Consider the following 24043-nt stretch of genomic DNA (forward strand, 5'->3'; position numbering starts at 1 on the left):
ATCAATCAGCCCAAGGGCGGATCAATCTTCGCGATAGCGACGCAGTTTCAGCTGCTTACCGGCAACGCGAGTGTCCTTCAGTTTGGTCAGGAGTTTGTCCAGACCATCTTCCGGCAGCTCGACGAGGCTGAAGCTGTCACGCACCTGGATGCGACCGATCGCTTCACGGGCCAGACCGCCTTCGTTGAGGATGGCGCCCAGCAGGTTTTTCGCAGCGATACCGTCACGCGCGCCCAGCGCGGTACGGCAACGAGCACGGCCTTCGCCCAGAGGCATTGGCGCGCGACGCTCGCGGTCACCACGATCAGGACGATCACCGGTGCGCTCAGGACGGTCGCCACGCGGTGCGTTGTTCGGCACCAGTGGACGTTCCTTCTCGATCGCCGCCAGGTTCAGCGCTTGACCGTTGGTGGCTTTGCGCAGCAGCGCAGCAGCCAGGGCACGCGGGGTGCAACCGATGTCTGCAGTCAGACGATCGAGCAGCTCACCGTGAGTCGACTCGGCATCAGCAACCAGCGGCGACAGGCTGTTGGTCAGTTTCTTGATGCGCGCATCGAGAACAGCTTGAGCGTCCGGCAGGCGTACTTCAGCAACTTTCTGACCGGTTACACGCTCGATCACTTGCAGCATGCGGCGCTCACGTGGAGTCACCAGCAGCAGTGCACGACCTTCGCGACCAGCACGGCCGGTACGGCCGATACGGTGAACGTAGGACTCTGGGTCGTACGGCATGTCAACGTTGAACACGTGAGTGATGCGCGGAACGTCCAGACCACGAGCGGCAACGTCGGTCGCAACAACGATGTCCAGACGGCCGTCTTTCAGCGAGTCGATGACGCGCTCACGCTGGTTCTGGGCGATGTCACCGTTCAGCGCCGCGGCTTTGTAGCCTTTGGCGTCGAGGGCGCTGGCCAGATCCAGGGTCGCTTGCTTGGTGCGCACGAACATGATCAGAGCGTCGAAGTCTTCCACTTCCAGCAAGCTGAGAACGGCCGAAGTCTTCTGGTCAGCGTGAACCAACAGGTGAGCCTGTTCGATCGCGGTAACGGTCTGGGTCTTGGTCTGGATCTTCACGTGTTGCGGATCGCGCAGATGGCGTTCGGCAATGGCGCGGATCGACTGCGGCAGGGTAGCCGAGAACAAAACGGTCTGACGGGTCGCTGGCAGAGCCTTGAAGATGACTTCCAGGTCATCCATGAAGCCCAGTTTCAACATTTCGTCAGCTTCGTCGAGAACCAGGTGGTTCACGGTCGACAGAACTTTTTCGTCACGACGCAGGTGGTCGCACAGACGGCCCGGAGTGGCGACAACGATCTGTGCGCCATTACGGATTGCTTTCAGCTGTGGGCCCATAGGCGCGCCGCCGTAAACGGCCACAACGGTAACGCCCGGCATTTGCTTGGCGTAGGTTTCGAAAGCGGTTGCTACTTGCAGCGCCAACTCACGAGTTGGCGCCAGGATCAGGGCTTGCGGTTCGCGCTTGGCAGGATCGATGCGGTGCAGGATAGGCAGTGCGAACGCGGCGGTTTTACCGGTACCGGTTTGCGCCTGGCCAATCATGTCCTGGCCGGCCATGATGATCGGGATCGATTGCTGCTGAATCGCCGAAGGCTCTTCGTAGCCGGTCGCTGCGACGGCTGCAAGAATATTCGGGTTAAGATTAAAAGCGGCGAATCCGCCGGTTTCCTGGGTCATGGGTCTGCCTCTAAGTGCATCCGCAAAGACCCATGCTCCAAAGCTGCGCATGCCGTGTTGAGACTCAAGAGTCGCCCTGGCAGCTTTGTCGGCGGGGATTTGCGAAAACGAATGAATGAAAAAAAGAATCGTCCGGGAAGAGCCCGCAATGCGGACGTGCAGCCGAAGCTGACTTCGGGAAATGCGCTACCTAAACGCGGCCCGGTTAAAGGCCGGCGCGCACTATACCGGATTTTGCCCAAAAAGGGAGCTTTTTTTATCGTCAAAATACCTGTGTCACCGCTGTGTAACGGGGTTTTGCGGATAATCGCGCCAAGGTCTATTTTTCAAAGGCCCGGCCCTGCGGGCGATGACGCTTAAACGATTCATCGATGTGCGGCATACCGCCGCTGCACCCGCCCTTCCCGCCTGAGGATTTCGCCATGAATCAGCCCTGCCCCGGCCGCGTCAGCCGTGAACGTCGTGGTCACGTCCATCTGATTGGCCTGGATCGAGCGGCCAAGCGCAATGCTTTCGACCTCGACCTGCTCAATGAACTCAGCCTGGCCTATGGCGAGTTCGAGGCCGACAGTGAAGCGCGGGTCGCGGTGGTGTTCGGCCATGGCGAGCACTTTACCGCTGGTCTGGATCTGGTCAGCGCCAGCGGCGCACTCGCTGAAGGCTGGCAGGTTCCGACCGGCGGATGCGACCCGTGGGGTGTTTTCGTCGGACCACGGGTGAGCAAACCGGTGATTGTCGCCGCGCAAGGTTATTGCCTGACCATTGGTATCGAGTTGATGCTGGCCGCCGACATTAACCTGTGCGCGAGCAATACCCGCTTCGCGCAAATGGAAGTGCAGCGTGGGATTTTTCCTTTTGGTGGCGCGACTTTACGTTTTCAGCAGATCGCCGGTTGGGGCAATGCGATGCGCTGGTTGCTGACCGGCGATGAGTTCGATGCGCACGAGGCGTTGCACTTGGGGTTGGTGCAGGAAGTGATGGCCAGTGAGGATTTGCTGCCACGGGCGATTGAGTTGGCCGAGCGGATTGCCCGGCAGGCGCCATTGGGGGTGCAGGCGACGTTGATGTCGGCGCGGCAGGCTCGGTATGAGGGTGAGACCGCGGCGGCGCAGGCGTTGCCAGCACTGGTGAAAAAGTTGTTGGCCAGTGAGGATGCCAAGGAGGGGGTGCGGTCGCTGGTGGAGCGGCGTCCTGGCATTTTCAAAGGGATCTGAAATTTTCACAGGTTATCGACCCTCTTCGCGAGCAGGCTCGCTCCCACAGGGAAATGCATTCCAATGTGGGAGCGAGCCTGCTCGCGAAGGGGCCATCACAGATGCCTCAGGTGGCCGGGCGAATACTGTTGATCAACGACTGCAACGAATACCCCAACCGCGGCGCCAGCGCTTCGGCCCGGGCAGTCAGCGCCTGCATGTCCAGCACCTGATCGAGATCCGCCGGGACAATCAGAATCACATTGCCCTCCTTCACCGGCAGCTCCCAGTAATGCCGGTGATAGAGCCCACGCAACAACGCCGCGCCCAACGGCTTGCCATCATCGGTGGCCCACTGGTTGATCACCAGCCAGCCACCCGGATTCAGACGTTTCTGGCAATCACCGAGAAAACTCCAGGCAAGATGCCCGACGCCCGGGCCGACATCGGTGTACAGGTCGACGAAAATCAGATCCGCAGGCTCTGCCGTTGGCAGCAATTCAAGCGCATCGCCGACGCGGATATACAACCGTGGATCATCGTCCAGCCCCAAGTACTCGATGGCCAGACGCGGCACGTCCGGGCGCAGTTCGATGGCTTCGACATCTTCCAGCGGCAGGAACTTGAGGCAGGCCTGAGTCAGCGTACCGGCGCCGAGCCCGAGAAACAGCGCACTCTCCGGCTGCTCATGGCACAACGCGCCGATCAGCATCGCCCGGGTGTAATCGTATTCGAGCCAGCTCGGGTCGGCGGTGAACACGCAGCTTTGCTCGATGGCATCGCCGAACTCGAGAAAGCGGTAATCGGCCACTTCCAGCACGCGAATCACGCCGAACTCATCCTGTACTTCGGCGAGCAGATGCTCGACGCGCTCCTCAGTCATTTCGTCTCCTGATGGTCACCGGGCGCGGTGACGCGATGGCACCGCTGTGGTGCCGTGGCAAAGCGGCGATTGTCGGTGATGGGGCGGGAGCAGGTCACGCACTAATTGCTGCTAACATGGGCTTCCCGTGCGTAGAACCAATTAGAGACCGTGATGAGCCAACCGTGGAGCCCTGACAGCTGGCGCGCCCTGCCGATCCAGCAACAACCGCAATACCCCGACGCCGCGCACCTGCGCCAGGTCGAGCAAACCCTGGCCAGTTATCCGCCGCTGGTGTTTGCCGGTGAGGCGCGCGAACTGCGCCGGCAGTTTGCCGAAGTCACCCAGGGCCGGGCATTCCTGCTGCAGGGCGGCGATTGTGCGGAAAGCTTCGCCGAGTTCTCTGCGGCGAAGATTCGCGACACCTTTAAAGTGTTGCTGCAAATGGCGATCGTCATGACCTTCGCCGCCGGTTGCCCGGTGGTCAAGGTCGGGCGCATGGCCGGTCAGTTCGCCAAGCCGCGTTCGGCCAACGACGAAACCATTGATAGCGTGACGCTGCCGGCTTATCGCGGCGACATCGTCAACGGCATCGGTTTCGACGAGAAAAGCCGCGTACCGGATCCAGAGCGTCTGCTGCAGTCCTACCACCAGTCCACCGCCACGCTGAATCTGCTGCGCGCGTTTGCCCAAGGCGGTTTTGCCGACCTGCATCAGGTGCACAAATGGAATCTGGATTTCATCGCCAACTCGGCGCTGGCCGAGAAGTACAGCCACTTGGCCGACCGCATCGATGAAACCCTGGCATTCATGCGCGCCTGCGGCATGGACAGCTCGCCGCAACTGCGCGAAACCAGCTTCTTCACCGCCCACGAAGCGTTGCTGCTGAACTACGAAGAAGCCTTCGTACGCCGCGACAGCCTGACCAACGATTACTACGACTGCTCGGCGCACATGCTGTGGATCGGTGACCGCACCCGTCAGCTCGACGGCGCGCACGTCGAATTCCTCCGTGGCGTGAACAATCCGATCGGCGTGAAAGTCGGCCCGAGCATGAACCCGGATGACCTGATCCGTCTGATCGACGTGCTCAACCCGGACAACGATCCGGGCCGTCTGAACCTGATTGCGCGGATGGGCGCGAACAAGGTCGGCGATCACCTGCCAGCGCTGATCCGCGCGGTGCAGCGTGAAGGCAAGCAAGTGCTGTGGAGCTCTGACCCGATGCACGGCAACACCATCAAGGCCAGCAGCGGCTACAAGACCCGCGACTTTGCGCAGATCCTTGGCGAGGTGAAGCAGTTCTTCCAGGTGCACGAAGCGGAAGGCAGTTATGCCGGCGGCATTCACATCGAGATGACCGGGCAGAATGTCACCGAGTGCATCGGTGGCGCGCGGCCGATTACTGAAGACGGGTTGTCGGATCGCTATCACACCCACTGTGATCCGCGGATGAATGCTGATCAGTCGCTGGAATTGGCGTTTTTGATTGCCGAAACCCTGAAGCAGGTTCGCCGCTAGACCGCGTCGCCTCTTTCGCGAGCAGGCTCGCTCCCACATGGGTTTTGTATACGACACAAATCCAGTGTGGGAGCGAGCCTGCTCGCGAAGGCGTCCGCTCAGACGCCCTCAATTTTCGCCAATGCCACCCGCAACCGCGCTGCACTCTCGCGCTGACAATTCAACTGCACCCGCGCAAGCCCCAACCAGTCCGCCATCTGCCGCAAATTAGCAGCCAGCGCCAACATCCCTTCTTCATCCAGTCCCGGCTCTTCCTCGTGCACCGCATGCACCGCCAACTGCCCCGCCGCCCGCTCGGCGCGCAAATCCACCCGCGCAGCAATCCGCTCGTTGTGCAAGAACGGCAACACGTAATAGCCGTAAACCCGTTTGTCCTGCGGCGTGTAAATCTCCAGCCGATAGCGAAAGTCGAACAAGCGCTCGGTGCGACTGCGCTCCCAGATCAACGAATCGAATGGCGACAACAGCGCACTGGCCGCCACCTTGCGCGGGACTTTCGGCTCCGCCAGGCAATAGGCGATCTGCCGCCAGCCGGCGACCTCGCACCTCTGCAATTGCCCAGCCTCGACCAGCTCCGCCAGACGTGGGCGCGCATCCGCCGGATTCAGACGAAAGTAATCGCGCAGGTCTTTTTCGGTGCCGACGCCCAAGGCCTGCGCCGCGTGCAGCAGCAACCCTCGCTGCGCCTCGGCTTCATCCGGCAACGCCTGTTGCAGGATCGATGACGGGATCACTCGCTCCGGCAAATCATACAAACGCTCGAAACCACGGCGGCCCGCTACCGTGACCTCGCCAGCCGCGAACAACCATTCCAGCGCATGCTTTTCCGCGCTCCAGTCCCACCACGGTCCGGCCTTGTCTTCGCGGGTCGACAAACTGCCGGCACCCAACGCGCCTTGCTCTTCCACCGAACTCAAGACCCGACGCACCACGTCCTGCTGCTCACGACCGAATTTCGCCAGTTGCTGATAGATATCCTCGCCGCGCCTGGCTCGCTGCATCCGCCAAGCCATCAACGGATACATCGACAGCGGCAACAATGACGCTTCATGTCCCCAGTATTCAAACAGCGTACGTCGTCGCCCCGAACTCCAGGCAGCCTGGTCGAGCAAATCGGAGGAATAGGAGCCGAGACGGGAGAACAGCGGCAGGTAATGCGAGCGCACCACCGCGTTGACGGAGTCGATTTGCAACAAACCCAGCCGTTCGATCAGCCGGTTGAGGTGTGGCGCCTTGACAGTCGGCGGCTGGCGCCCGTTGAAGCCTTGGGCCGCCAGCGCCAGACGTCGCGCCTGTTTGAGGGAAAAGGATACTGTTGCGGGCATGAGCATCTCCTTGTCTGCTCGCAACCTACCTCACTCGAAGTTGGTTTGTGTAGCGCTCTGCTGATCATTTATGCAGCGGGTCATTTATGCATCGGGTCATCCCAGAACGGCCGCACGGCTTCGTGTTCAACGTCGGCACGACTGACGCCGATGTCCTTCAACGCTTCGTCGCTCAGACTGGCGAGCAACTCGCGTTCACGGTGCAGTTCGTACCAGCGGCTAAACTTGTGCAGCAAGTCGGAAACGATATGGCCGTGGCCGGAAAATTTTGCTTCGTCTACATACTCTCTTTGACCTTTCATCGTGTTGCCTCCTTTGTGGATGGCTCAAGTCTCACGCCGGCGCTAAGATCAATCCAACGAATGTTTCTGATGGCATGCATCACGGAGATTCATCAATTGTCGGCCTACCCCAGTATCGATACCGATGTCCTGCGCACCTTTGTCGCGATTGCCGATCAGGGCGGCTTCACCCGCGCCGGCGAAATGGTCAACCGCACGCAATCGGCGGTGAGCATGCAGATGAAGCGCCTGGAAGAGGACGTGTTACAGCGGCAGTTGTTCGAGCGTGACGGCCGTCAGGTGCGCCTCACCGCTGAAGGCCAGGTGTTGCTCGGTTACGCGCGGCGCATCCTCAAATTGCACAGTGAAGTGTTCAACACCTTGCGCGAGCCGCACATGGTCGGCACGGTGCGCATCGGCACGCCTGACGATTACGTGATGCGCTTTCTGCCGGGGATTCTGTCGCGGTTCGCGCAGTTCTATCCGTTGATCCAGATCGAAGTGCATTGCGAGTCGACCAAACAACTGCTGCAACGCACCGACCTGGACTTGTCGATTGTCACCCGCGAACCGGGCAACGAGATCGGCCAGTTGTTGCGCAAGGAGCGTTTCGTCTGGGCCGAGGCGCAGAACTTCAGCGCCCACGAACAGACGCCGCTGCCCTTGGCGATGTTCAACAGTGATTGCTTCTGCCGCTTGTGGGCGTGCAATGCGCTGGATGCGATGGGCCGCGATTACCGCATCGCTTACAACAGCACCAGCCTTTCGGCATTGATGGCGGTGGTCAGTGCCGGTATGGCAATCACCGCGCAACTGGAAAGCCTGATCACCCCGGACATGCGCATCCTCGGCGCCGCCGAAGATTTGCCGCTGTTGCCCGAGGCCAGCATCATGCTGATCCGCAACCTGAACAATCCGTCGCCGATCACCGAGTGCCTGGCCGAGCACATCGTCGAAGGCTTCAAACTTTAAACGCGAGCATCACCGCACACAGCACCAGAAAACCGCAGAACAGCCCGCGCAGGAGTTTTTCCGGCATCGCGTGGGCGACTTTCACCCCCCAACTGATGCTCGCTAGGCCGCCGATGGCCAGTGGCAGACCGATCATCCAGTCGACTTCGTGGTGTACCGCGTAAGTCACCAGAGTCACGCCGGTGCTTGGCAACGCCAGCGCCAGCGACAGACCTTGAGCGACGACTTGCGTGGTGCCAAACAGGCTGGTCAGCACCGGCGTTGCCACCACTGCGCCACCGACACCGAACAAACCGCCCATGGTTCCGGACGCCGCGCCGAGTACGCCAAGCCACGGCCAGGAATAGCGCATCTCAGACGTCGCAGCGGGTGGCTTGCCGAACATCTTCAACAGGTTGTACGCCGAGAGCACCACCAGGAACGCGACAAAGCCGATGCGCATGGTTTGCGCATCAATGCCCACCGCCCAGATCGAACCGATCCACGCAAAGCAAAAGCCCATCACCGCCAAGGGCAGCGCGTGCCGCAGTTCGATGCGATTGCGCTGGTGATAACGCCACAGCGCCAGCATCACATTGGGTACAACCATGACCAGCGCCGTGCCTTGGGCGATCTGCTGGTCGAGGCCAAACCACACGCCAAGCAACGGAATGGCGATCAAACCGCCGCCGATGCCGAAAATGCCGCCAAGGGTGCCAAGCGCGGCGCCGAACAGCAGGTACAACAAAAACTCCATCACAGCCGAATTCCTCTTACGTCAGGCGATTCATCCTACGCAGTCGTGGCTGGCGGGGAAACGCACAGCAACGCACAATGGCTATGCCGATTTCGCACAAGCGTGAAGCTGACCATGAATCCCAATCAATTGACCGATCAACTCGGACTGTTTCTCGACGTGCTGGAAAGTGGCAGTTTTTCTGCTGCTTCGCGCCGCCATCCGCTGACTCCTTCGGCCGTCGCCCGACGGATCGACAACCTCGAAAGCGCTATCGGCAGTCAGTTGTTTGTCCGCAGTACGCATGCCGTGCGCGCAACGCCGGCGGGCCTGGCGTTTGCCGAACGCGCGCGACGGATTGTTGCCGAGTTGCAGCTGGCCCGCGCAGAAGCGGTGTCCTTGAGCAGTGCACCCGAGGGCTTGATCCGCATCGACGCCCCGGCGGCTTTCGGTCGGCGACATCTGGCACCGGTGATCGCCGACTTCCTCGTTTTGTACCCGGGACTGGATGTGCAACTGCACCTGATCGACAGCTTCGTCGACATGAGCGGCGCGAATCTGGGCAAAGTCGACCTGGTGCTGCGTGCCGGGCAAATGGCTGATACCCGCCTGGTGGCGACACCGTTGGCGAGCATGGTGCGCATTGCCTGCGCTAGTCCCGACTATCTCAAACGCCGAGGCGTGCCCGTCAATCCAGCCCAACTGAGCGAGCATGATGGCCTGGACTGGGAAGGCCTCGCCCCACCCTTCGCCTGGCGCTTCGAACAGGACGGGCAGATGCAATTGCACCGTCCGGCGCGCATCCGCATGAGCGCCAACAATGCCGAGGCCCTGGTCTGCGGCGCTCTGGCCGGCTTGGGCATCGCGCATCTGCCGACGTGGCTGGCCAGCGAATACCTGTTGCGCGGCGAATTGCTGCCGCTGTTCTGCGAAAACGGCCTGCCGAAACCGGAGTCCACCGGCATCTACGCGCTGCGCATGGAACAACAAACCAACTCGCGCAGCCGCTTGTTGCTTGAATATCTCAAGACCCGCTTCAGTCCGGTGCCGCCTTGGGATCTGGCGTTGCAGCGCGATCTGGGCAGACATTGAATCCGGAGAATTATCTGGCGCATTAAAGATTCGAGCGCTAGATTCATGCCCATCACCGATCAAGGCTTTGACATGACTTCCGAACGCGACACCTGCGACGACCTGCTCCTCGACAATCAGGCGTGCTTCGCCCTGCACTCCACTTCGCTGATGATGACCAAGGTCTACAAGCCGCTGCTGCAAGCCTTGAATCTGACCTACCCGCAGTACCTGGCGATGATGGTGCTGTGGGAGAAGGATGGTTTGACCGTCGGAGAAATCAGCTCGCGGTTGCTGACCGATCCCGGCTCGCTGACTCCGCTGCTCAAACGGCTGGAGGCTGAAGGCCTACTGAGTCGCACGCGCAGCCGTGAGGATGAGCGCGTGGTGATTGTCGAGTTGACCGAGCAAGGCCGCGCGTTGAAAGAAAAAGCCCAGACGGTCCCGCAGTGCATCCTCGGCGCCAGCGGCTTCTCTCTGGAACGCCTGCAACACCTGCAAGCAGAGTTGCAGGCGCTGCGTAGCCATCTACAGAACAGCCTGATCTAAAGCCAATACTGTCCCCCTGTGGGAGCGAGCCTGCTCGCGAATGCGGTCTGTCAGCCAACTTGTTTGTTGAATCAGAGATCCCATTCGCGAGCAGGCTCGCTCCCACATTGATTTCATCGCCAGCAAAATATTTTCCAACACCTGCCTCCCGCGCAATCCGCTCTAAATCAAGCCTTACAGCCCGCCTCCAATAACCATCTCTTCGTCGAAACGCAGATTTCTTAAAAATTTATCTTGCGCACTAAATATTCGCGCGATACATTCATCTCGCACTTACTTAGCGCGCAAACAATTAGCGCACACAAACACACTCAATGAGGCTCACACCATGCAAACTCTCTACACCGCAATCGCAACCTCCACTGGCGGCCGTGATGGTCGTGCGATCTCCAGCGACAACATCCTCGACGTCAAACTCGCCACCCCGAAAGAACTCGGCGGTGCCGGCGGCGCGGCGACCAACCCAGAGCAACTGTTCGCGGCTGGCTACTCGGCCTGCTTCATCGGCGCTCTGAAATTCGTCGCCAGCCAGACCAAACGCAAAATCCCTGACGACGCCTCGATCACCGCCCACGTCGGTATCGGCCAGATCCCTGGCGGCTTCGGTCTGGACATCGATCTGCACATCAGCCTGCCAGGTCTGGAACAGGCCGACGCACAAGCGCTGGTCGACGCTGCTCACCAGGTCTGCCCGTACTCCAACGCCACCCGTGGCAACGTCGATGTGCGTCTGCACGTCACCGTTTAACTGCTGATACCTCAGGCCCGAACAGGAAATGAACATGCACACTTTCAGCAAAGTCTTGACCGGTACCCTTCTCGCCCTGTCTATCCACAGCGCTTTCGCCGGTGATGTCGAACACAACACTCAGGCATTTCTCGATGTGCTGAATGCCGGCACCGGCAAACCGATGGAACAGCTGACGCCCAAAGATGCCCGCGCCGTGCTGGTCGGTGCGCAGTCCGGGGTCAAGTTGACGCTGCCCAAAGCGGACGTCAGCGAGAAGACCATCCAGGTCGATGGCCAACCGTTGAGCCTGACCATCGTCCGGCCGGCCGGGGTCAAGGGCGAGCTGCCAGTGTTCATGTTCTTCCACGGCGGTGGCTGGGTGCTGGGCGATTTCCCGACGCACGAGCGGCTGGTGCGGGATCTGGTGGTGGGTTCGGGAGCGGCGGCGGTGTTCGTCAATTACACGCCTTCCCCGGAGGCGCATTACCCGGTGGCGATCAACCAGGCTTACGCCGCAACGAAGTGGGTCGCCGAGCACGGCAAAGAGATCAATGTCGACGCCAAGCGTCTGGCCGTCGCTGGCAACAGTGTCGGCGGCAACATGGCGGCCGTGGTTGCACTGATGGCCAAAGACAAAGGCACTCCGGCGATCAAATTCCAGGTGCTGCTGTGGCCAGTGACGGACGCCAATTTCGATACCGGCTCCTACAATCAGTACGCCGAAGGGCATTTCCTCACGCGCAACATGATGAAGTGGTTCTGGGACAACTACACCACCGACGCCAAGCAGCGAAACGAGATCTACGCGTCGCCGCTGCGGGCCACCACTGCACAACTGAAGGGCCTGCCGCCAGCACTGGTGCAGACCGCCGGCGCCGATGTGTTGCGTGATGAAGGGGAAGCGTATGCGCGCAAACTCGATGAGGCCGGTGTGGCGGTGACGTCGGTGCGCTACAACGGCATGATTCACGATTACGGTTTGCTTAACGTGGTCAGTCAGGTACCGGCGGTGCGTTCGGCGATGTTGCAGGCTTCGCAGGAGCTGAAAGAACATCTGAAATAACCGCAGTCCCATTGTGGGAGCGAGCCTGCTCGCGAAGGCGTCCTGTCAGACAACACTTCATTGAATGACACACCGCTTTCGCGAGCAGGCTCGCTCCCACAGGGACAGGTGTGAAGCTCAAAACGCAGGCACAAAAAAGCCCGACTCAATGGTCGGGCTTTTTCTTTCCGCAAAAACCGATGCTTATTTAGCACGGCCTTTGTAGGAACCGCCTTCGCGGGTGTCGATTTCGATCTTGTCACCGATTTCGATGAAGTCAGCAACTTGCAGCTCGGTACCGTTAGCCAGCTTGGCTGGCTTCATGACTTTGCCGGAAGTGTCGCCGCGAGCCGAACCTTCGGTGTAGTCAACTACGCGCACGATGGTGGTCGGCAGCTCTACGGAAACCAGACGCTCTTCGAAGAAGATCGCTTCGCAAACATCGGTCATGCCTTCTTCAACGAAAGGCAGAACAGCTTCGATGTCTTCAGCGTTCAGCTCGTACATGGTGTAGTCAGTGGTGTCCATGAACGTGTAAGTGTCGCCGCTGATGAAGGACAGGGTCGCTTCTTTGCGGTCGAGGATTACGTCGTCCAGTTTGTCGTCAGCGCTGTAAACGATCTCGGTCTTGTAACCGGTCAGCAGGTTTTTCAGCTTGGTCTTCATGATCGCGCTGTTACGGCCCGACTTGGTGAATTCAGCTTTCTGAACCAGCCAAGGATCGTTCTCGAGACGGATCACGGTACCGGGTTTCAGTTCTTTACCAGTTTTCATTGCGAATATCCGAATTTGGATGGGATTTACAAAAATCTAGGCCGCGTATCATATCCAATTTAGGTAAAACTGTACCAGCGCTGCGGCAAGATCGGCCTGCAAGCCTTGTTCCAGACACCACGCCTCGGCATTTTCCTGCAGTTCTGGCCAATGATTACGGGCCGCGAGCCAGTGTTCACCGATTGGCCGGCCGGCGCTCCAGGCCTGCCAGAGACCGTTCATCGCCTCGGCAGCGGCCGGTGACAAGCCTTTTGTATAGAGCGCGAGGAAGGCGTCGAGCTTATCCAGATGGATGTCTTCGTCCTGTTGATAGATGTGCCAGAGCATCGGTCGCCCCGCCCATTGCGCGCGGACGAATGAGTCCTCACCGCGCACCGCGTTGAAATCGCAGCACCAGAGCACGTGATCATATTGATCCTGTCGGACGAACGGCAGCACTTGTACGGTGAGCGACTGACGCACATGAATCGCACCGACCGCCAGGGTTTCCACCTCGAGCCAGCGCGCCACATCACCCAGAATCCGCCCTTCCGGCACCAGCAGATGAGTCGGCGCGGTGTCCGCTGCCAACACGTCCAGCCAACTGGCCAGCCCGGCATTCTCGTAGGCAAACAGCGAAATCAGCTGGGCGTCAGGCGCACGATCGATCCCGAGGCCTTGCAGGAATTGGCGCTGAGCCTCGGCATCCTGCTGAAATTGCCGACGCTGCTCGAGCAATCCTCGCTCACGCAACAGCCCGCCAGTACCCGGTTGAAATCCCGGAAAGAAGAAGAACTTCTGCACCGATTTGTATTTGACCGACGGCAACCCGTGACAGCCGATTACCCAGTCTTCGGCACTGAGGTAGTCGAGGTTCATCCACAGCGGCGGCTGTTCACGCCCTGCCATCGCGTCCATGTAATCACTCGGTAACTGACAGGCAAACGCGGCGATCACCACATCCGCCGCATCCGTGTGCTCCCACTCAACCGGCCAATGCCGCACTTCGACGCCTTGTTGCGATTGCTGTGCGGCGTTTATATCGATCGCCGGGCAAATGCGCTCGAATGCGCGCAGATCATCGACCCACAAGCGCACCGCCAAACCATGCTCAGCCACCAATTGCCGAGCCAGACGCCAGGTCACGCCGATGTCGCCAAAGTTGTCGACCACGGTGCAGAAAATATCCCAGCGGGGTTTCAATTCAGGCATTCAAGACTCCCGTTGGCAAAAGCGCCGATTGTCCGCATAAATGACCTCGCGCAGAAGAGCCGACGGCGATTAATCTTCGTGCGACAATCGCCACTTGCCCGCAATCACCCGCCAGGAGGCAGCCATGCCCTACCGTCCCAACCCGCGCCGTCCTTTGCCTGTTCAGCTTAGCGCGCTGCATCTGACCGGCAGTATTGCCCTGGGCATGTGGCTGGGTTTTGTCGCCATTGCGCTGACCTGCTGGCTGCTGTCGCATTTGCTGTTCAAAGAACAACTGGCACCGGTTGCCCAGGCTGTGCAGCAACTGGCCAATCCACCGGCGGTGCAGGTGCAGCCGGATATCCCGCCGCAGAGCCCGCTGTTCCAACAGTACGAAGAAAACCTGCGCAAGAGCGAACAGCAAGTGCGCATGGATCAGGCTCGCAGCAGCATTCGTAATCAGTCGAATCCAAAGTGCCAGTTCTGGTTGCAACAGGATCAGACGGCTCCCAGCGAAAAATCCCGCGCCAACGTTTTGCAATTCTGCGATTGATCATGAACAAGCACATCGTCCACCAACTGATTCTCGACAAACTGCGCATCGACCTCGACATCGCTGAGCGCGCCGCGCAAACCGCTTACGAAACCGCGACCCACGAAGAAAACATCGCCGAGAACAAGTACGACACGCTTGGGCTTGAGGCGTCGTATCTGGCGGCTGGGCAAGCAAAAAGAGTCGAGGAAATCCGTCAATCACTGGCGCTGTGCCAGAACCTGACGCTGCGTGCCTACGATGAAAATCGAGGTATCGAAGTCGGCGCCTTGCTCGGCCTGGAAGACGAAAAGGGTCGCGAGCAGTGGCTGTTTCTGGCGCCCGATGCGGCAGGCCTGAAAGTCGATGTGGTCGGTCAGCCGATTACCGTCATCACCCCGCGCTCACCGCTGGGCAAAAGCCTGCTGGGCAAGTGCGAAGGCGATGAGGTGGAGATTCTGGTGGCGGGCACCCGGCAACAGTTCGCTGTCACCGAGGTGCTCTGAGGCAATTGCTTAGTGGACGGGCAGTTCGACGCCGTCGAACAGCTCTTCCAGTTCCTGCTTGTTGTGGCACTGGATGGCTTTGGCCATGACTTCGCGAGTCAGGTGCGGGGCGAACTTCTCGATGAAGTCGCACATGAAACCACGCAGGAAAGTGCCGCGACGGAAGCCGATCTTGGTGATGCTCGATTCGAACAATTCGCTGGCATCCAGCACCACCAGATCGCTATCGAGTTTGGTGTCGACCGCCATTTTAGCGACGATGCCCACACCCAGGCCCAGACGCACGTAGGTTTTGATCACGTCGGCGTCGGCCGCAGTGAACACCACTTTCGGCGTCAGGCCGCGATGACTGAAAGCTTCGTCGAGTTTCGAACGGCCAGTGAAGCCGAACACGTAAGTCACGATCGGGTATTCGGCCAGTGCTTCCAGCGTCAGCTTCGGCAGCTTGGTCAGCGGATGGCCCTGGGGCACGACCACGCAACGGTTCCAGCGATAGCACGGCATCATCACCAGATCGCCGAACAGCTCCAGCGCTTCGGTGGCAATGGCAAAATCGACGGTGCCGTCGGCAGCCATTTCGGCGATCTGCATCGGCGAACCCTGATGCATGTGCAGCGCCACGTCGGGGTATTGCTTGATGAAATTGCTGATCACCGGTGGCAGCGCATAACGTGCCTGAGTGTGAGTGGTGGCGATCGACAGGGTGCCTTTTTTCTCGTTGGAGAATTCCTGGGCGATCTGTTTGATGCTTTCGACCTTGCGCAGAATCTCACCGGCAGTGGTGATGATGCGCTCGCCGGCCGGGGTCACGCGGGTCAGGTGCTTGCCGCTGCGGGCAAACACTTCGACGCCGAGTTCGTCTTCCAGCAGGCGGATTTGTTTACTGATGCCCGGTTGCGAGGTGTAAAGGCTTTGGGCTGTAGCGGAAACGTTGAGGTCGTGGTGCGCCACTTCCCAGATGTAGCGCAATTGTTGAAGCTTCATATGTATCCCTCAAAGCAGGTAGACGCCACGGGCATCAGCGACGGTATATAACTATATTAATGGTTTGGAGAATAAATCTAGAACTTTTTTATCAAAGCGCCATTATTCCTGCTTCAGCGATCCTCCCGCCGCCGGCGCTCCACTAACGGCACCAGATAAACCGGCACCTTGGCCAATTGCAGGACCCGCGCCGCCGTGCGCCCCAACGGTGTTTCCGCGCCCACCCCATGACTGTGACTGCCTACGATCAGCAAATCGACAGAGAGTTTTTGCACCTGGTCGAGGATCACCTGTGACGGATCGCCCTGCACCACGCGCACCGCGCGAATGCGCTGCAGATCCTGCTCACCTTCATCCCCGAGTTCTTCGCGAAAACTATCCAGCACCCGCTGCTCGATATTGGCGATGACTGTTTTCAGACCCTGGCTGTGAAATTCGTTCAATGCCTGCTCGTCGAGATAACTCTGCAACACCGATTCGGCAAACAGCCCCATCGGCTCCACCGCGTGCACCACATACAAATCGGCATTGAACGTTCGCGCCAACGCCAGGGCATGCTGCATCACTAACGGGGCGTACAGACCGAGGTCAGTGGCATACAGCATCGAACGAATCATATGACCTCCTCGCGTGCCAACATGGCGGAGATTTGATTCAGCTTAGCAGTGCCTTGGCGACTGCGACGGGCGACGCAACGTCTTGAACCAAAGGGCTTTAGATCGACGGTTCGTTGCTGATGCCGTGCGGTACGTGGCCAGTGGCAACGACTTCGCGGGCGAGTTCGCAGTGGCCGGCCTGATCGTCGAAAAACACGTCAGCGGCAAACGCTTCGAGGAATGCCGATTTGGTCAGGCCGCCGAGGAACAGTGATTCGTCGAGGCGAATGTCCCACTCGCGCAAGGTGCGGATCACCCGCTCATGGGCCGGCGCCGAACGTGCAGTGACCAGCGCCGTGCGGATCGGGCAATCGTCATCGGGAAACTCGCGCTGCAACAGATTGAGTGCCGCCAGAAAGCCTTTGAACGGCCCGCCACGCAACGGCTCGCGCGCGGCTTCGCGCTCCTTGGCCTGAAACGCTTCCAGCCCGCCGGACTGATAGACGCGCTCCGATTCATCGGAAAAGATCACCGCATCGCCGTCGAAGGCGATGCGCAATTCATCGCTGGCCGCACGGCTCGCTCCGCCGGAAAGAATCGTCGCAGCGGCGAAACCGGCATCCAGCGCCGCGCGCACATCTTCGGCGTGGGTCGACAGAAACAGGTCACAACCAAAGGCTTTGAGATACGGATACGGACTGCGCCCACCGACAAACGCCGCGCGGGAAATCGCCAGACCGTAATGATGAATCGAGTTGAATACTCGCAGGCCAGTGTCAGCGCTGTTGCGCGAGACCAGAATCACCTCGACCCGTGCGCGGCCGAGGCGACTGTTGAGCGCCAAAAGTTTTTCCACCAGCGGGAAGGCATCGCCGGGTGCCAGAATTTCGTCTTCGTGCTCAATCTGATATTGCCGATAGGCTTCGACGCCGCCCGACAGATAGACCTTGTGGCTCTCGCTCAGGTCGAACAAGGCGCGCGACGAAATCGCCAGCACCAGTTTGTCATCGATGTTCTTGGCCATGCCTTCCCCCAGAGCGACCGGCTTAAACGTTGCGCCGGTCGATAAAACTTAAATTGCGATACAACGCTTCGATGCGCGGCAACTCACAACCCTCGGCTTTCGCTGCCGCCAATGGTCGAGCGTAGATCGCTTGCAGCTCCAGCGGCCGTTTATGTAGAAAGTCGTGGTACATGCTCGGCCAGTAGTCGGGCATTTTCTCGGTCATCATGAACAGATAGTCGGCGTATCCCGGCGGTATATCGTGGCCACAGGCCTTGGCGCCTTGCACCACTTCGGCCATCAACGCCTGGATCAACGCACGGCTGTCGGCATCGGCCATCAACGGCGTGGTGCCTGCACCGAGCAACACCGAGAGTCCGTTGTAGGGAATATTCCACACCAGTTTCTGCCAGCGCGCCTGTTGCAGATTGGGCATTGCCTGGGAATCGATTCCGGCAGCGCGGAACAACCCGCAGCCCTCCTCGACAATCACCATGCGCGCGCCATCATCCATGGCCGGGCCGCTGTGATAGCCAACGTTGACCGCGCCGAGCGCCTGATGGGTGACTTGTCCGGGACCTTCGCGGTGTACACAGATCAGGCACAAACCGCCCAGCAGGTGCAGGGAATCGGGGAGCAGTTCACGCAAACTGTCTTCGACGTCGAGGCCGTTTTGCAGCACCAGCACTTTCGCATCCGGCTTGGCCGCTTGAATGATTGAAGGCGCGAGACCGGCGTTGCTGGTGGTTTTTGCTCCCACCAACAGCCAGTCGCATTTGGGCATGTCTTCGGCCGACGAATAGGCCTGCGCCGGATGCAACGTCAGCGGGCCATGCACCGCGCTGTTGATTTGCAGACCGCGCTCAGCCACCGCCGAAAACTCGCTGCGCAACAGAAAGTGCACATCGAAACCGGCACGCGCCAGCATCAAACCGTAGAACCCACCAATCGCGCCGGTGCCGATAATCCCCACCTTCGGTTTATCAAAGCCTGGTTTGTTCACTGCCCCCATCATGGCAACTCCTCTGCAACTCGGACCAGTGCCTGCGCCAGCGCCGCGTTCAACGTATCGGCCGTCAGGCGCGTGTGCAATGCCCCAAAGAACTCACCGTCGCGCACCACAAACAGCGCCGGCAAATGAAAGACCTGATAGCGCTCGACCAACCCGCCGTTGTCGCCGGCATCGATCCAGCACAACTGATTGATGGCTAGATCAAGTCCCGGCAACACCTCGCGGGCATAACGGCAACTGGCGCAGCCGACACTGGTGAAAATCACCAGCGAAACGCCGCTCATCGCCAATAGCCGTTGATCGGCGTCGAAATCGGTCAGTTCGGATTCGACCACTATACTGGGGGAAACAATGTCAAATGACCGACACAGGGAGTCTGTGCTCATGGGACGTTTCATTCCTCATCCGGACGAGGTGCCGGTTGAATTAACCTTGCTCAAGCCTGAGTGTATTTCCAGGCAACAGCTGCACACTATCAGCCTCGGCGGCATTGCTTGCAATTACCACCGTGCCTGGCGTCATGGCACAGCGCTGCAAGTACGCATGCCGACACTCAACGCCGACATCTGTTATCCGGGCTATGTGGCGTGGTGCCTACGGCGTAAAAAAGGCTATCTGGTGGGCATCGCCTTCACCGATGAGCAGACGCTGTTCAGCGCGCGAATGGGTGAACAAGTGTGTCAGATCGAGCGCTACTGCCGCATGCACGAAACCCACGATGACCTGCAAGAAATTCAGGCGGTGGCCCTGCAATGGGTCGAGCAACATGCCGACGAGTTCTCCCACGACAACGTGCGCAAGGCTTTTGCGCAGCCAGCGCTGGACTAAAGCACCTTTTGCCCATTGTCGAGCAGGCGCTTTACGCGCTAAGGTTCCGCTCCCCGACGCGCTTAAATCTGCTGTGCTCCGCCGCGCGGGGATCGCTGGCGGCCGGCACCCGTGACCTGACGAGTAAACGATGGCTGATTTACCGATCAACGACCTAAACGTCGCCTCTAACGAGACCCTGATCACTCCCGATCAGCTCAAGCGTGATATCCCTCTGAGCGACGCTGCCCTACGCACCGTCACCAAGGGCCGCGAAGTCATTCGCAACATTCTTGATGGCACCGACCACCGTCTGTTCGTAGTGATCGGCCCGTGCTCGATCCACGACATCAAGGCTGCCCACGAATACGCCGATCGCCTCAAGGTGCTGGCGGAGGAAGTCTCCGACACCTTGTATCTGGTCATGCGCGTGTATTTCGAGAAGCCACGGACCACCGTTGGCTGGAAAGGCCTGATCAACGATCCGTACCTGGACGACTCGTTCAAGATCCAGGACGGTCTGCACATCGGTCGTCAGTTGCTGCTGGATCTGGCCGAAAAAGGCCTGCCAACCGCCACCGAAGCCCTAGACCCGATCTCCCCGCAGTATCTGCAGGACCTGATCAGCTGGTCGGCGATCGGTGCACGTACCACCGAATCGCAGACTCACCGGGAAATGGCTTCCGGTCTGTCCTCGGCCGTCGGCTTCAAGAACGGCACCGACGGCGGCCTGACTGTGGCGATCAACGCCTTGCAGTCGGTCTCCAGCCCGCACCGTTTCCTCGGCATCAACCAGGAAGGTGGCGTGTCGATCGTCACCACCAAAGGCAACGCCTACGGTCACGTGGTGCTGCGCGGCGGTAACGGCAAGCCGAATTACGATTCGGTCAGCGTTGCCCTGTGCGAGCAGGCGCTGGACAAGGCGAAGATCAAGCCGAACATCATGGTCGACTGCAGCCACGCCAACTCCAACAAGGATCCGGCCCTGCAACCGCTGGTGATGGAGAACGTCGCCAACCAGATCCTCGAAGGCAACCAGTCGATTATCGGTTTGATGGTCGAGAGTCATCTGAACTGGGGTTGCCAGGCGATTCCAAAAGACCTCGCCGACCTGCAATACGGCGTGTCGATCACCGATGCCTGCATCGACTGGTCCGCCACCGAGAACACCCTGCGCAGCATGCACGCCAAGCTCAAGGATGTTCTGCCGAAACGCCAGCGCAGCTGATCAGCGTTTTACAGGCATAAAAAAACGCCGGGCAATGCCCGGCGTTTTTGTGTGTGCGATTCAGATCTTGGCGGCGCGACGCTGATGGCGCTCCATGTAGCGCTCGACGTAAGAGCAGGACGGGATCACCGTGTAACCCATTTCTTCGGCGTACTGCAGCGCGCGCTCGGTCAGCGCTGCGGCAATGCCACGGCCACGCAGGGCGTTGGGCACGAAGGTGCGATAGATATCCAGGGTCTGTTTCCCCAGATCCATATAGGTCAGGTAGGCACGATGACCGTCCACATTGGTCTCGAACTGATGACCAGCCTGGTCATGGTGGATGGACAACGCCTCGCTCATCACTACTCCTCGCGGGTCTTGAATTCTGACCCCTACCTTACCGATGTTTTTCCGGCGAAGGAACATCTACGCCACCCCGTGCCTGACGGACACCGAGAAGAGCCACACCGATCTCGCGCAACCTGGCACCTGATAAATAGTAGGCACCATTGGCAAAAATGCTCAAGGTACGCTCGTCATCAAGCGAGTTGGCGTGGGTTGCTCCGATGGACGCAGGGTGGGCCTGGAAGAAGATCTTGCCAAACCGGTCACCTGAACATTGCCGGATGTTGAGACTTAAGACGTGCAGCCTTTTTTAAAGTCACCTCAACATGCACAAAGATAAGCGAAGCAGCACGCAAATTCGGAACAAAAGTGTCGACGTATTCATCTAGAAAGACTTTAGCCAAGACTGCAAAAACAGCACGTGGCAACGGGAACTTTTTCGCATTAACTCGCTCAGCTCGGGGCTTGCAGCTGTATATTTTTTAAACAGCGCAGTTAAAAGTTGCTCGAAAAAGAATCAACGCCTACAATTTTTTTTGCTTCTTGCCTTACGTCAGTTTACTTACTACAAGTAATGGGTAGTATGTACGCCGGCTATTTCCTCAATCGTGAGGAGACAGCCACTTAATTGAAAGTCCTTGAAGGGGAACACGATGAACAACGTTCTGAAATTCTCTGCTCTGGCTCTGGCCGCAGTTCTGGCTACCGGTTGCAGCAGCGCATCGAAAGAAACCGAAGCACGTCTGACCGCTACTGAAGACGCAGCTGCTCGCTCCCAGGCTCGTGCAGACGAAGCTTACCGTAAAGCTGATGAAGCTCTGGCTGCTGCTCAAAAAGCACAACAGACTGCTGACGAAGCTAACGAGCGTGCTCTGCGCATGCTGGACAAAGCTAGCCGCAAGTAATAATCCTTCGGGGTTGTTATCGAGCCGACCCGATTTTTCGGGTCGGCTTTTTTATGTCCGATGCTTTTCCCCGGGCAATAAAAAACCCGCCGACGCTGTACGCATCGACGGGCCTTTAACCTCGACTTACTGCTGCAAGTCGATCGGTGTACTCGACACCATCGGGGCCGAGGCACTCGGGGTGCCGATTTCCGTTGGCAGGCCATCTTCGGCCGCGACCACATCACGCACCACATCCCAGTTCACGCGCAGGTTGCTGGTGACGTCTTCACGCTTGAGCATCGCGTTGATCACCGCAGTGTGCTTGTCGACCACCGACGGGTTGCCCTTGTCGTCGATCGGCGTGTGCGCTTCCAGATAAACCTTGCCGCCACTGCTGCCGAACTTGTAGGCATCGTTGAGGATGCGCACCGACGTACCGACCGGGACCATGCCGGCCATTTCCAGCACGTTGTTGTTGAACATGCGGAAGCAGCCGTGACTGGTGCGCATGCCGATACCGAATTTCTTGTTCGAACCGTGGATCAGATAACCCGGGGTGCCCAGGGTGAACTTGAACGGACCCAATGGGTTGTCCGGGCCGGCCGGCACTACGTTCGGCAGCGGATCACCATCTGCGGCGTGCTCAGCCTTGATCGACGCTGGAGGCGTCCAGGTCGGGTTTGGCGTCTTGGCGGTGATCGAGGTGTGGGCGATTGGCGAACCCCAACCTTCACGACCGATACCCAGCGGGAACGTGTAAACCACATTCTTGCCTTTCGGGAAGTAGTAGAGGCGGTATTCGGCAAGGTTGATGACGATGCCTTCACGCGGGCCCGGCGGCAGAATGAAACGGGTCGGCAAAACGATCTCGGTGCCGGCACCCGGCAACCAGGCATCGACGCCCGGGTTGGCCGCGACCATCTCCGAGTAGCCCAGATCGTACTTCGTGCCCAGATCGGCGAAAGTGTCTTCGTACTTGGCTTTGATCACCTGCACCTGACCGATGATGTCTTCACCGGGTGGTGGCAGGGGAAACTCCAATGCAGCAACGGGACCGGCCACACACAGGGCGGCAAGTGACAGGCAGCGGGTGACGGCAGGAAAGCGCGGCAACATCCGGAAAATCCTTCGCATGATCAACAAGGGTATAAGAGCGCGATTGTACACCGCACTTTGAATATTGGGGGAGACAGCCCGATGGACCGCGTCAGGCCTTGAAAAGATCGCAGCCTGCGGCAGCTCCTACAGGTGTACGCCCTTCCTTGTAGGAGCTGCCGCAGGCTGCGATATTTCGACTTTAGAGCTCGAACCGCAATTCCGGCCAGATCGGCGAGGTGCCGCGCTTCTGCGACTCCAGAATCGCCCGGCACAGCGAGCACAGACGCTGATCCTGAAACACCCGGCGATCCACACTCGACCAGCGCGGCTGCGCCGGCAGCAGGCTGCCGCACAGGGTGCGATCGGCCGAGCCGCCGAGTTCGAGTTGCCGCGTCACCAGATGCACCCGCACTTCCTGGCAGGCGAACAGATCCAGCTGCTCGTCAGGCTCGATCAGTTGGTAGGCAAACAGGGACCAGGCAGAACGCGACATCGGGGGCTCCAAATAAGGGGGCGCCACATTAGCCGAAAGCCTGCCCTTAGAAAAGCCTCATAACAGCGGTTTTAGCGTCGGCCAGACATTTTCCAGCAACTTGCCCTGAGCCCCGGCTGCCGGGTGCAGTCCATCGGCCTGCATCAAGTCCGGATGACCACCTACGCCGTCGAGGAAAAACGGTACCAGCGGGATCTTTTTATCGTTGGCGAGTTTGCCGTAGACCTCGGCAAAAGCATCGGTGTAACGCTTTCCATAATTGGGCGGCAGTTGCATGCCGAGCAACAGCACCTTGGCCCCGCTCTGACGCGAGCTGTCGATCATCGAGGCAAGATTTTGTTGCAATTGAGTTGGCGGCATTCCGCGCAAGCCATCGTTGCCACCCAATTCGAGGATCACCAGTTCCGGCTTATGCTCTGCAAGCAGCGCGGGCAGGCGCGCCTGGCCTCCGGCACTGGTGTCGCCGCTGATGGAGGCATTGACCACTTTGTCGTCGAAACCCTCCTGTTTGAGCCGTTGTTCGAGCAACGACACCCACCCCAAGCGGGTATCCAGTCCGAAACCGGCGCTGATACTATCGCCAACGATCAGGACAGTACCCGCCGCTGCGTTCTGGGCCATGCACATCAAGGCCAGGCCAGCACTCAAAAACCACACACGCATCGGATTC

General features: G+C 59.3%; 28 protein-coding genes. 12 read left to right on the top strand and 16 right to left on the bottom strand.

Annotation, left to right across the window (positions count from 1 at the left end):
• Nucleotides 1-21: 21 nt before the first annotated feature.
• Nucleotides 22-1695 (bottom strand): DEAD/DEAH box helicase, encoded by a 1674-nt coding sequence (locus tag HU718_RS21535; RefSeq protein ID WP_008088238.1) that lies wholly within the window; start codon nucleotides 1693-1695, stop codon nucleotides 22-24.
• A gap of 422 nt (nucleotides 1696-2117) precedes the next feature.
• Here HU718_RS21535 and HU718_RS21540 point away from each other — a divergent pair, with 422 nt between their 5' ends.
• The gene (locus tag HU718_RS21540; protein WP_102900433.1) at nucleotides 2118-2909 is read left to right on the top strand and encodes a crotonase/enoyl-CoA hydratase family protein; all 792 of its coding nucleotides are present in this window, start codon (nucleotides 2118-2120) and stop codon (nucleotides 2907-2909) included.
• Nucleotides 2910-3015: 106 nt separating this feature from the next.
• On the opposite strand, the gene HU718_RS21545 is transcribed toward HU718_RS21540, so the two are convergent.
• Entirely contained in the window at nucleotides 3016-3771 is a 756-nt protein-coding gene (locus tag HU718_RS21545; RefSeq protein WP_186613875.1) for a spermidine synthase, read from the bottom strand.
• Between the two features lie 153 nt (nucleotides 3772-3924).
• Between HU718_RS21545 and HU718_RS21550 the strand changes: the two genes are divergently transcribed.
• On the top strand, nucleotides 3925-5271 hold the full coding sequence (locus HU718_RS21550) for a class II 3-deoxy-7-phosphoheptulonate synthase (protein ID WP_186613873.1): 1347 nt from the start codon (nucleotides 3925-3927) through the stop codon (nucleotides 5269-5271).
• Nucleotides 5272-5369: 98 nt separating this feature from the next.
• Here HU718_RS21550 and HU718_RS21555 read toward each other — a convergent pair whose 3' ends face one another.
• Nucleotides 5370-6596, bottom strand: a complete 1227-nt coding sequence (locus HU718_RS21555; protein ID WP_186613871.1) for a winged helix-turn-helix domain-containing protein — start codon at nucleotides 6594-6596, stop codon at nucleotides 5370-5372.
• Nucleotides 6597-6676: 80 nt separating this feature from the next.
• Nucleotides 6677-6898: a DUF1127 domain-containing protein gene (locus HU718_RS21560; protein ID WP_016985493.1), complete on the bottom strand. Its 222-nt coding sequence runs from the start codon at nucleotides 6896-6898 to the stop codon at nucleotides 6677-6679.
• A gap of 96 nt (nucleotides 6899-6994) precedes the next feature.
• On the opposite strand from HU718_RS21560, the gene HU718_RS21565 reads away from it, so the two are divergent.
• Nucleotides 6995-7849, top strand: coding sequence for a LysR substrate-binding domain-containing protein (locus HU718_RS21565; RefSeq protein WP_186613964.1), 855 nt, complete (start codon nucleotides 6995-6997; stop codon nucleotides 7847-7849).
• On the opposite strand, the gene HU718_RS21570 is transcribed toward HU718_RS21565, so the two are convergent.
• On the bottom strand, nucleotides 7839-8588 hold the full coding sequence (locus HU718_RS21570) for a sulfite exporter TauE/SafE family protein (RefSeq protein ID WP_186613869.1): 750 nt from the start codon (nucleotides 8586-8588) through the stop codon (nucleotides 7839-7841). The genes HU718_RS21565 and HU718_RS21570 overlap by 11 nt on opposite strands.
• Before the next feature lie 111 nt (nucleotides 8589-8699).
• Here HU718_RS21570 and HU718_RS21575 point away from each other — a divergent pair, with 111 nt between their 5' ends.
• The 4 genes from HU718_RS21575 to HU718_RS21590 all read left to right on the top strand — a co-directional run bounded on the left by HU718_RS21575 (nucleotide 8700) and on the right by HU718_RS21590 (nucleotide 11977).
• The gene (locus HU718_RS21575) at nucleotides 8700-9656 is read left to right on the top strand and encodes a LysR family transcriptional regulator (RefSeq protein WP_150706452.1); all 957 of its coding nucleotides are present in this window, start codon (nucleotides 8700-8702) and stop codon (nucleotides 9654-9656) included.
• Between the two features lie 72 nt (nucleotides 9657-9728).
• The gene (locus HU718_RS21580) at nucleotides 9729-10184 is read left to right on the top strand and encodes a MarR family winged helix-turn-helix transcriptional regulator (RefSeq protein WP_186613867.1); all 456 of its coding nucleotides are present in this window, start codon (nucleotides 9729-9731) and stop codon (nucleotides 10182-10184) included.
• Between the two features lie 328 nt (nucleotides 10185-10512).
• Nucleotides 10513-10932 (top strand): organic hydroperoxide resistance protein, encoded by a 420-nt coding sequence (locus HU718_RS21585; RefSeq protein WP_007908600.1) that lies wholly within the window; start codon nucleotides 10513-10515, stop codon nucleotides 10930-10932.
• A gap of 34 nt (nucleotides 10933-10966) precedes the next feature.
• A complete protein-coding gene (locus HU718_RS21590; RefSeq protein ID WP_186613865.1) occupies nucleotides 10967-11977 on the top strand; it encodes an alpha/beta hydrolase in 1011 nt (336 codons plus the stop codon).
• Nucleotides 11978-12160: 183 nt separating this feature from the next.
• Here HU718_RS21590 and HU718_RS21595 read toward each other — a convergent pair whose 3' ends face one another.
• A complete protein-coding gene (locus HU718_RS21595) occupies nucleotides 12161-12730 on the bottom strand; it encodes an elongation factor P (protein ID WP_007908599.1) in 570 nt (189 codons plus the stop codon).
• 48 nt (nucleotides 12731-12778) lie between these two features.
• Complete coding sequence (earP, locus tag HU718_RS21600; RefSeq protein ID WP_150729590.1) at nucleotides 12779-13921, bottom strand: elongation factor P maturation arginine rhamnosyltransferase EarP; 1143 nt, start codon at nucleotides 13919-13921, stop codon at nucleotides 12779-12781.
• Between the two features lie 124 nt (nucleotides 13922-14045).
• Between earP and HU718_RS21605 the strand changes: the two genes are divergently transcribed.
• The gene (locus tag HU718_RS21605) at nucleotides 14046-14453 is read left to right on the top strand and encodes a hypothetical protein (protein ID WP_095120479.1); all 408 of its coding nucleotides are present in this window, start codon (nucleotides 14046-14048) and stop codon (nucleotides 14451-14453) included.
• Between the two features lie 2 nt (nucleotides 14454-14455).
• Nucleotides 14456-14938: a GreA/GreB family elongation factor gene (locus tag HU718_RS21610; RefSeq protein WP_095120480.1), complete on the top strand. Its 483-nt coding sequence runs from the start codon at nucleotides 14456-14458 to the stop codon at nucleotides 14936-14938.
• A gap of 9 nt (nucleotides 14939-14947) precedes the next feature.
• On the opposite strand, the gene cysB is transcribed toward HU718_RS21610, so the two are convergent.
• The 5 genes from cysB to HU718_RS21635 form a co-directional block, all read right to left on the bottom strand.
• Nucleotides 14948-15922, bottom strand: coding sequence for an HTH-type transcriptional regulator CysB (gene cysB, locus HU718_RS21615; protein WP_008079948.1), 975 nt, complete (start codon nucleotides 15920-15922; stop codon nucleotides 14948-14950).
• 113 nt (nucleotides 15923-16035) lie between these two features.
• Nucleotides 16036-16539: a universal stress protein gene (locus HU718_RS21620; protein WP_095120481.1), complete on the bottom strand. Its 504-nt coding sequence runs from the start codon at nucleotides 16537-16539 to the stop codon at nucleotides 16036-16038.
• A gap of 97 nt (nucleotides 16540-16636) precedes the next feature.
• Nucleotides 16637-17542 carry a 5'-nucleotidase gene (locus tag HU718_RS21625; protein WP_186613863.1) on the bottom strand — a complete coding sequence of 302 codons (906 nt, stop codon included), beginning with the start codon at nucleotides 17540-17542 and terminating at the stop codon, nucleotides 16637-16639.
• 22 nt (nucleotides 17543-17564) lie between these two features.
• Complete coding sequence (locus tag HU718_RS21630; RefSeq protein WP_186613861.1) at nucleotides 17565-18536, bottom strand: putative 2-dehydropantoate 2-reductase; 972 nt, start codon at nucleotides 18534-18536, stop codon at nucleotides 17565-17567.
• A complete protein-coding gene (locus tag HU718_RS21635; protein WP_150729592.1) occupies nucleotides 18533-18919 on the bottom strand; it encodes a thioredoxin family protein in 387 nt (128 codons plus the stop codon). The genes HU718_RS21630 and HU718_RS21635 overlap by 4 nt, the downstream gene beginning before the upstream one ends.
• Here HU718_RS21635 and HU718_RS21640 point away from each other — a divergent pair.
• Together HU718_RS21640 and HU718_RS21645 are read left to right on the top strand one after the other, a co-directional pair.
• Nucleotides 18918-19361, top strand: coding sequence for a PilZ domain-containing protein (locus HU718_RS21640; protein WP_186613857.1), 444 nt, complete (start codon nucleotides 18918-18920; stop codon nucleotides 19359-19361). The genes HU718_RS21635 and HU718_RS21640 overlap by 2 nt on opposite strands.
• Nucleotides 19362-19491: 130 nt before the next feature.
• The gene (locus tag HU718_RS21645; RefSeq protein ID WP_102900377.1) at nucleotides 19492-20568 is read left to right on the top strand and encodes a 3-deoxy-7-phosphoheptulonate synthase; all 1077 of its coding nucleotides are present in this window, start codon (nucleotides 19492-19494) and stop codon (nucleotides 20566-20568) included.
• Nucleotides 20569-20628: 60 nt separating this feature from the next.
• Here HU718_RS21645 and HU718_RS21650 read toward each other — a convergent pair whose 3' ends face one another.
• On the bottom strand, nucleotides 20629-20910 hold the full coding sequence (locus tag HU718_RS21650; protein ID WP_102900376.1) for a GNAT family N-acetyltransferase: 282 nt from the start codon (nucleotides 20908-20910) through the stop codon (nucleotides 20629-20631).
• Between the two features lie 638 nt (nucleotides 20911-21548).
• Here HU718_RS21650 and oprI point away from each other — a divergent pair.
• Complete coding sequence (gene oprI / locus HU718_RS21655; RefSeq protein WP_003199355.1) at nucleotides 21549-21800, top strand: outer membrane lipoprotei OprI; 252 nt, start codon at nucleotides 21549-21551, stop codon at nucleotides 21798-21800.
• 126 nt (nucleotides 21801-21926) lie between these two features.
• On the opposite strand, the gene HU718_RS21660 is transcribed toward oprI, so the two are convergent.
• From HU718_RS21660 to HU718_RS21670, 3 genes are all read right to left on the bottom strand, one after another.
• Nucleotides 21927-22898, bottom strand: coding sequence for a L,D-transpeptidase family protein (locus HU718_RS21660; RefSeq protein ID WP_150706460.1), 972 nt, complete (start codon nucleotides 22896-22898; stop codon nucleotides 21927-21929).
• Between the two features lie 181 nt (nucleotides 22899-23079).
• A complete protein-coding gene (locus HU718_RS21665) occupies nucleotides 23080-23373 on the bottom strand; it encodes a hypothetical protein (protein ID WP_007908575.1) in 294 nt (97 codons plus the stop codon).
• Between the two features lie 57 nt (nucleotides 23374-23430).
• Nucleotides 23431-24036, bottom strand: coding sequence for an arylesterase (locus tag HU718_RS21670; protein ID WP_150706461.1), 606 nt, complete (start codon nucleotides 24034-24036; stop codon nucleotides 23431-23433).
• Nucleotides 24037-24043: the final 7 nt, after the last annotated feature.

Source organism: Pseudomonas tensinigenes (assembly GCF_014268445.2).
Taxonomy (GTDB): domain Bacteria; phylum Pseudomonadota; class Gammaproteobacteria; order Pseudomonadales; family Pseudomonadaceae; genus Aquipseudomonas; species Aquipseudomonas tensinigenes.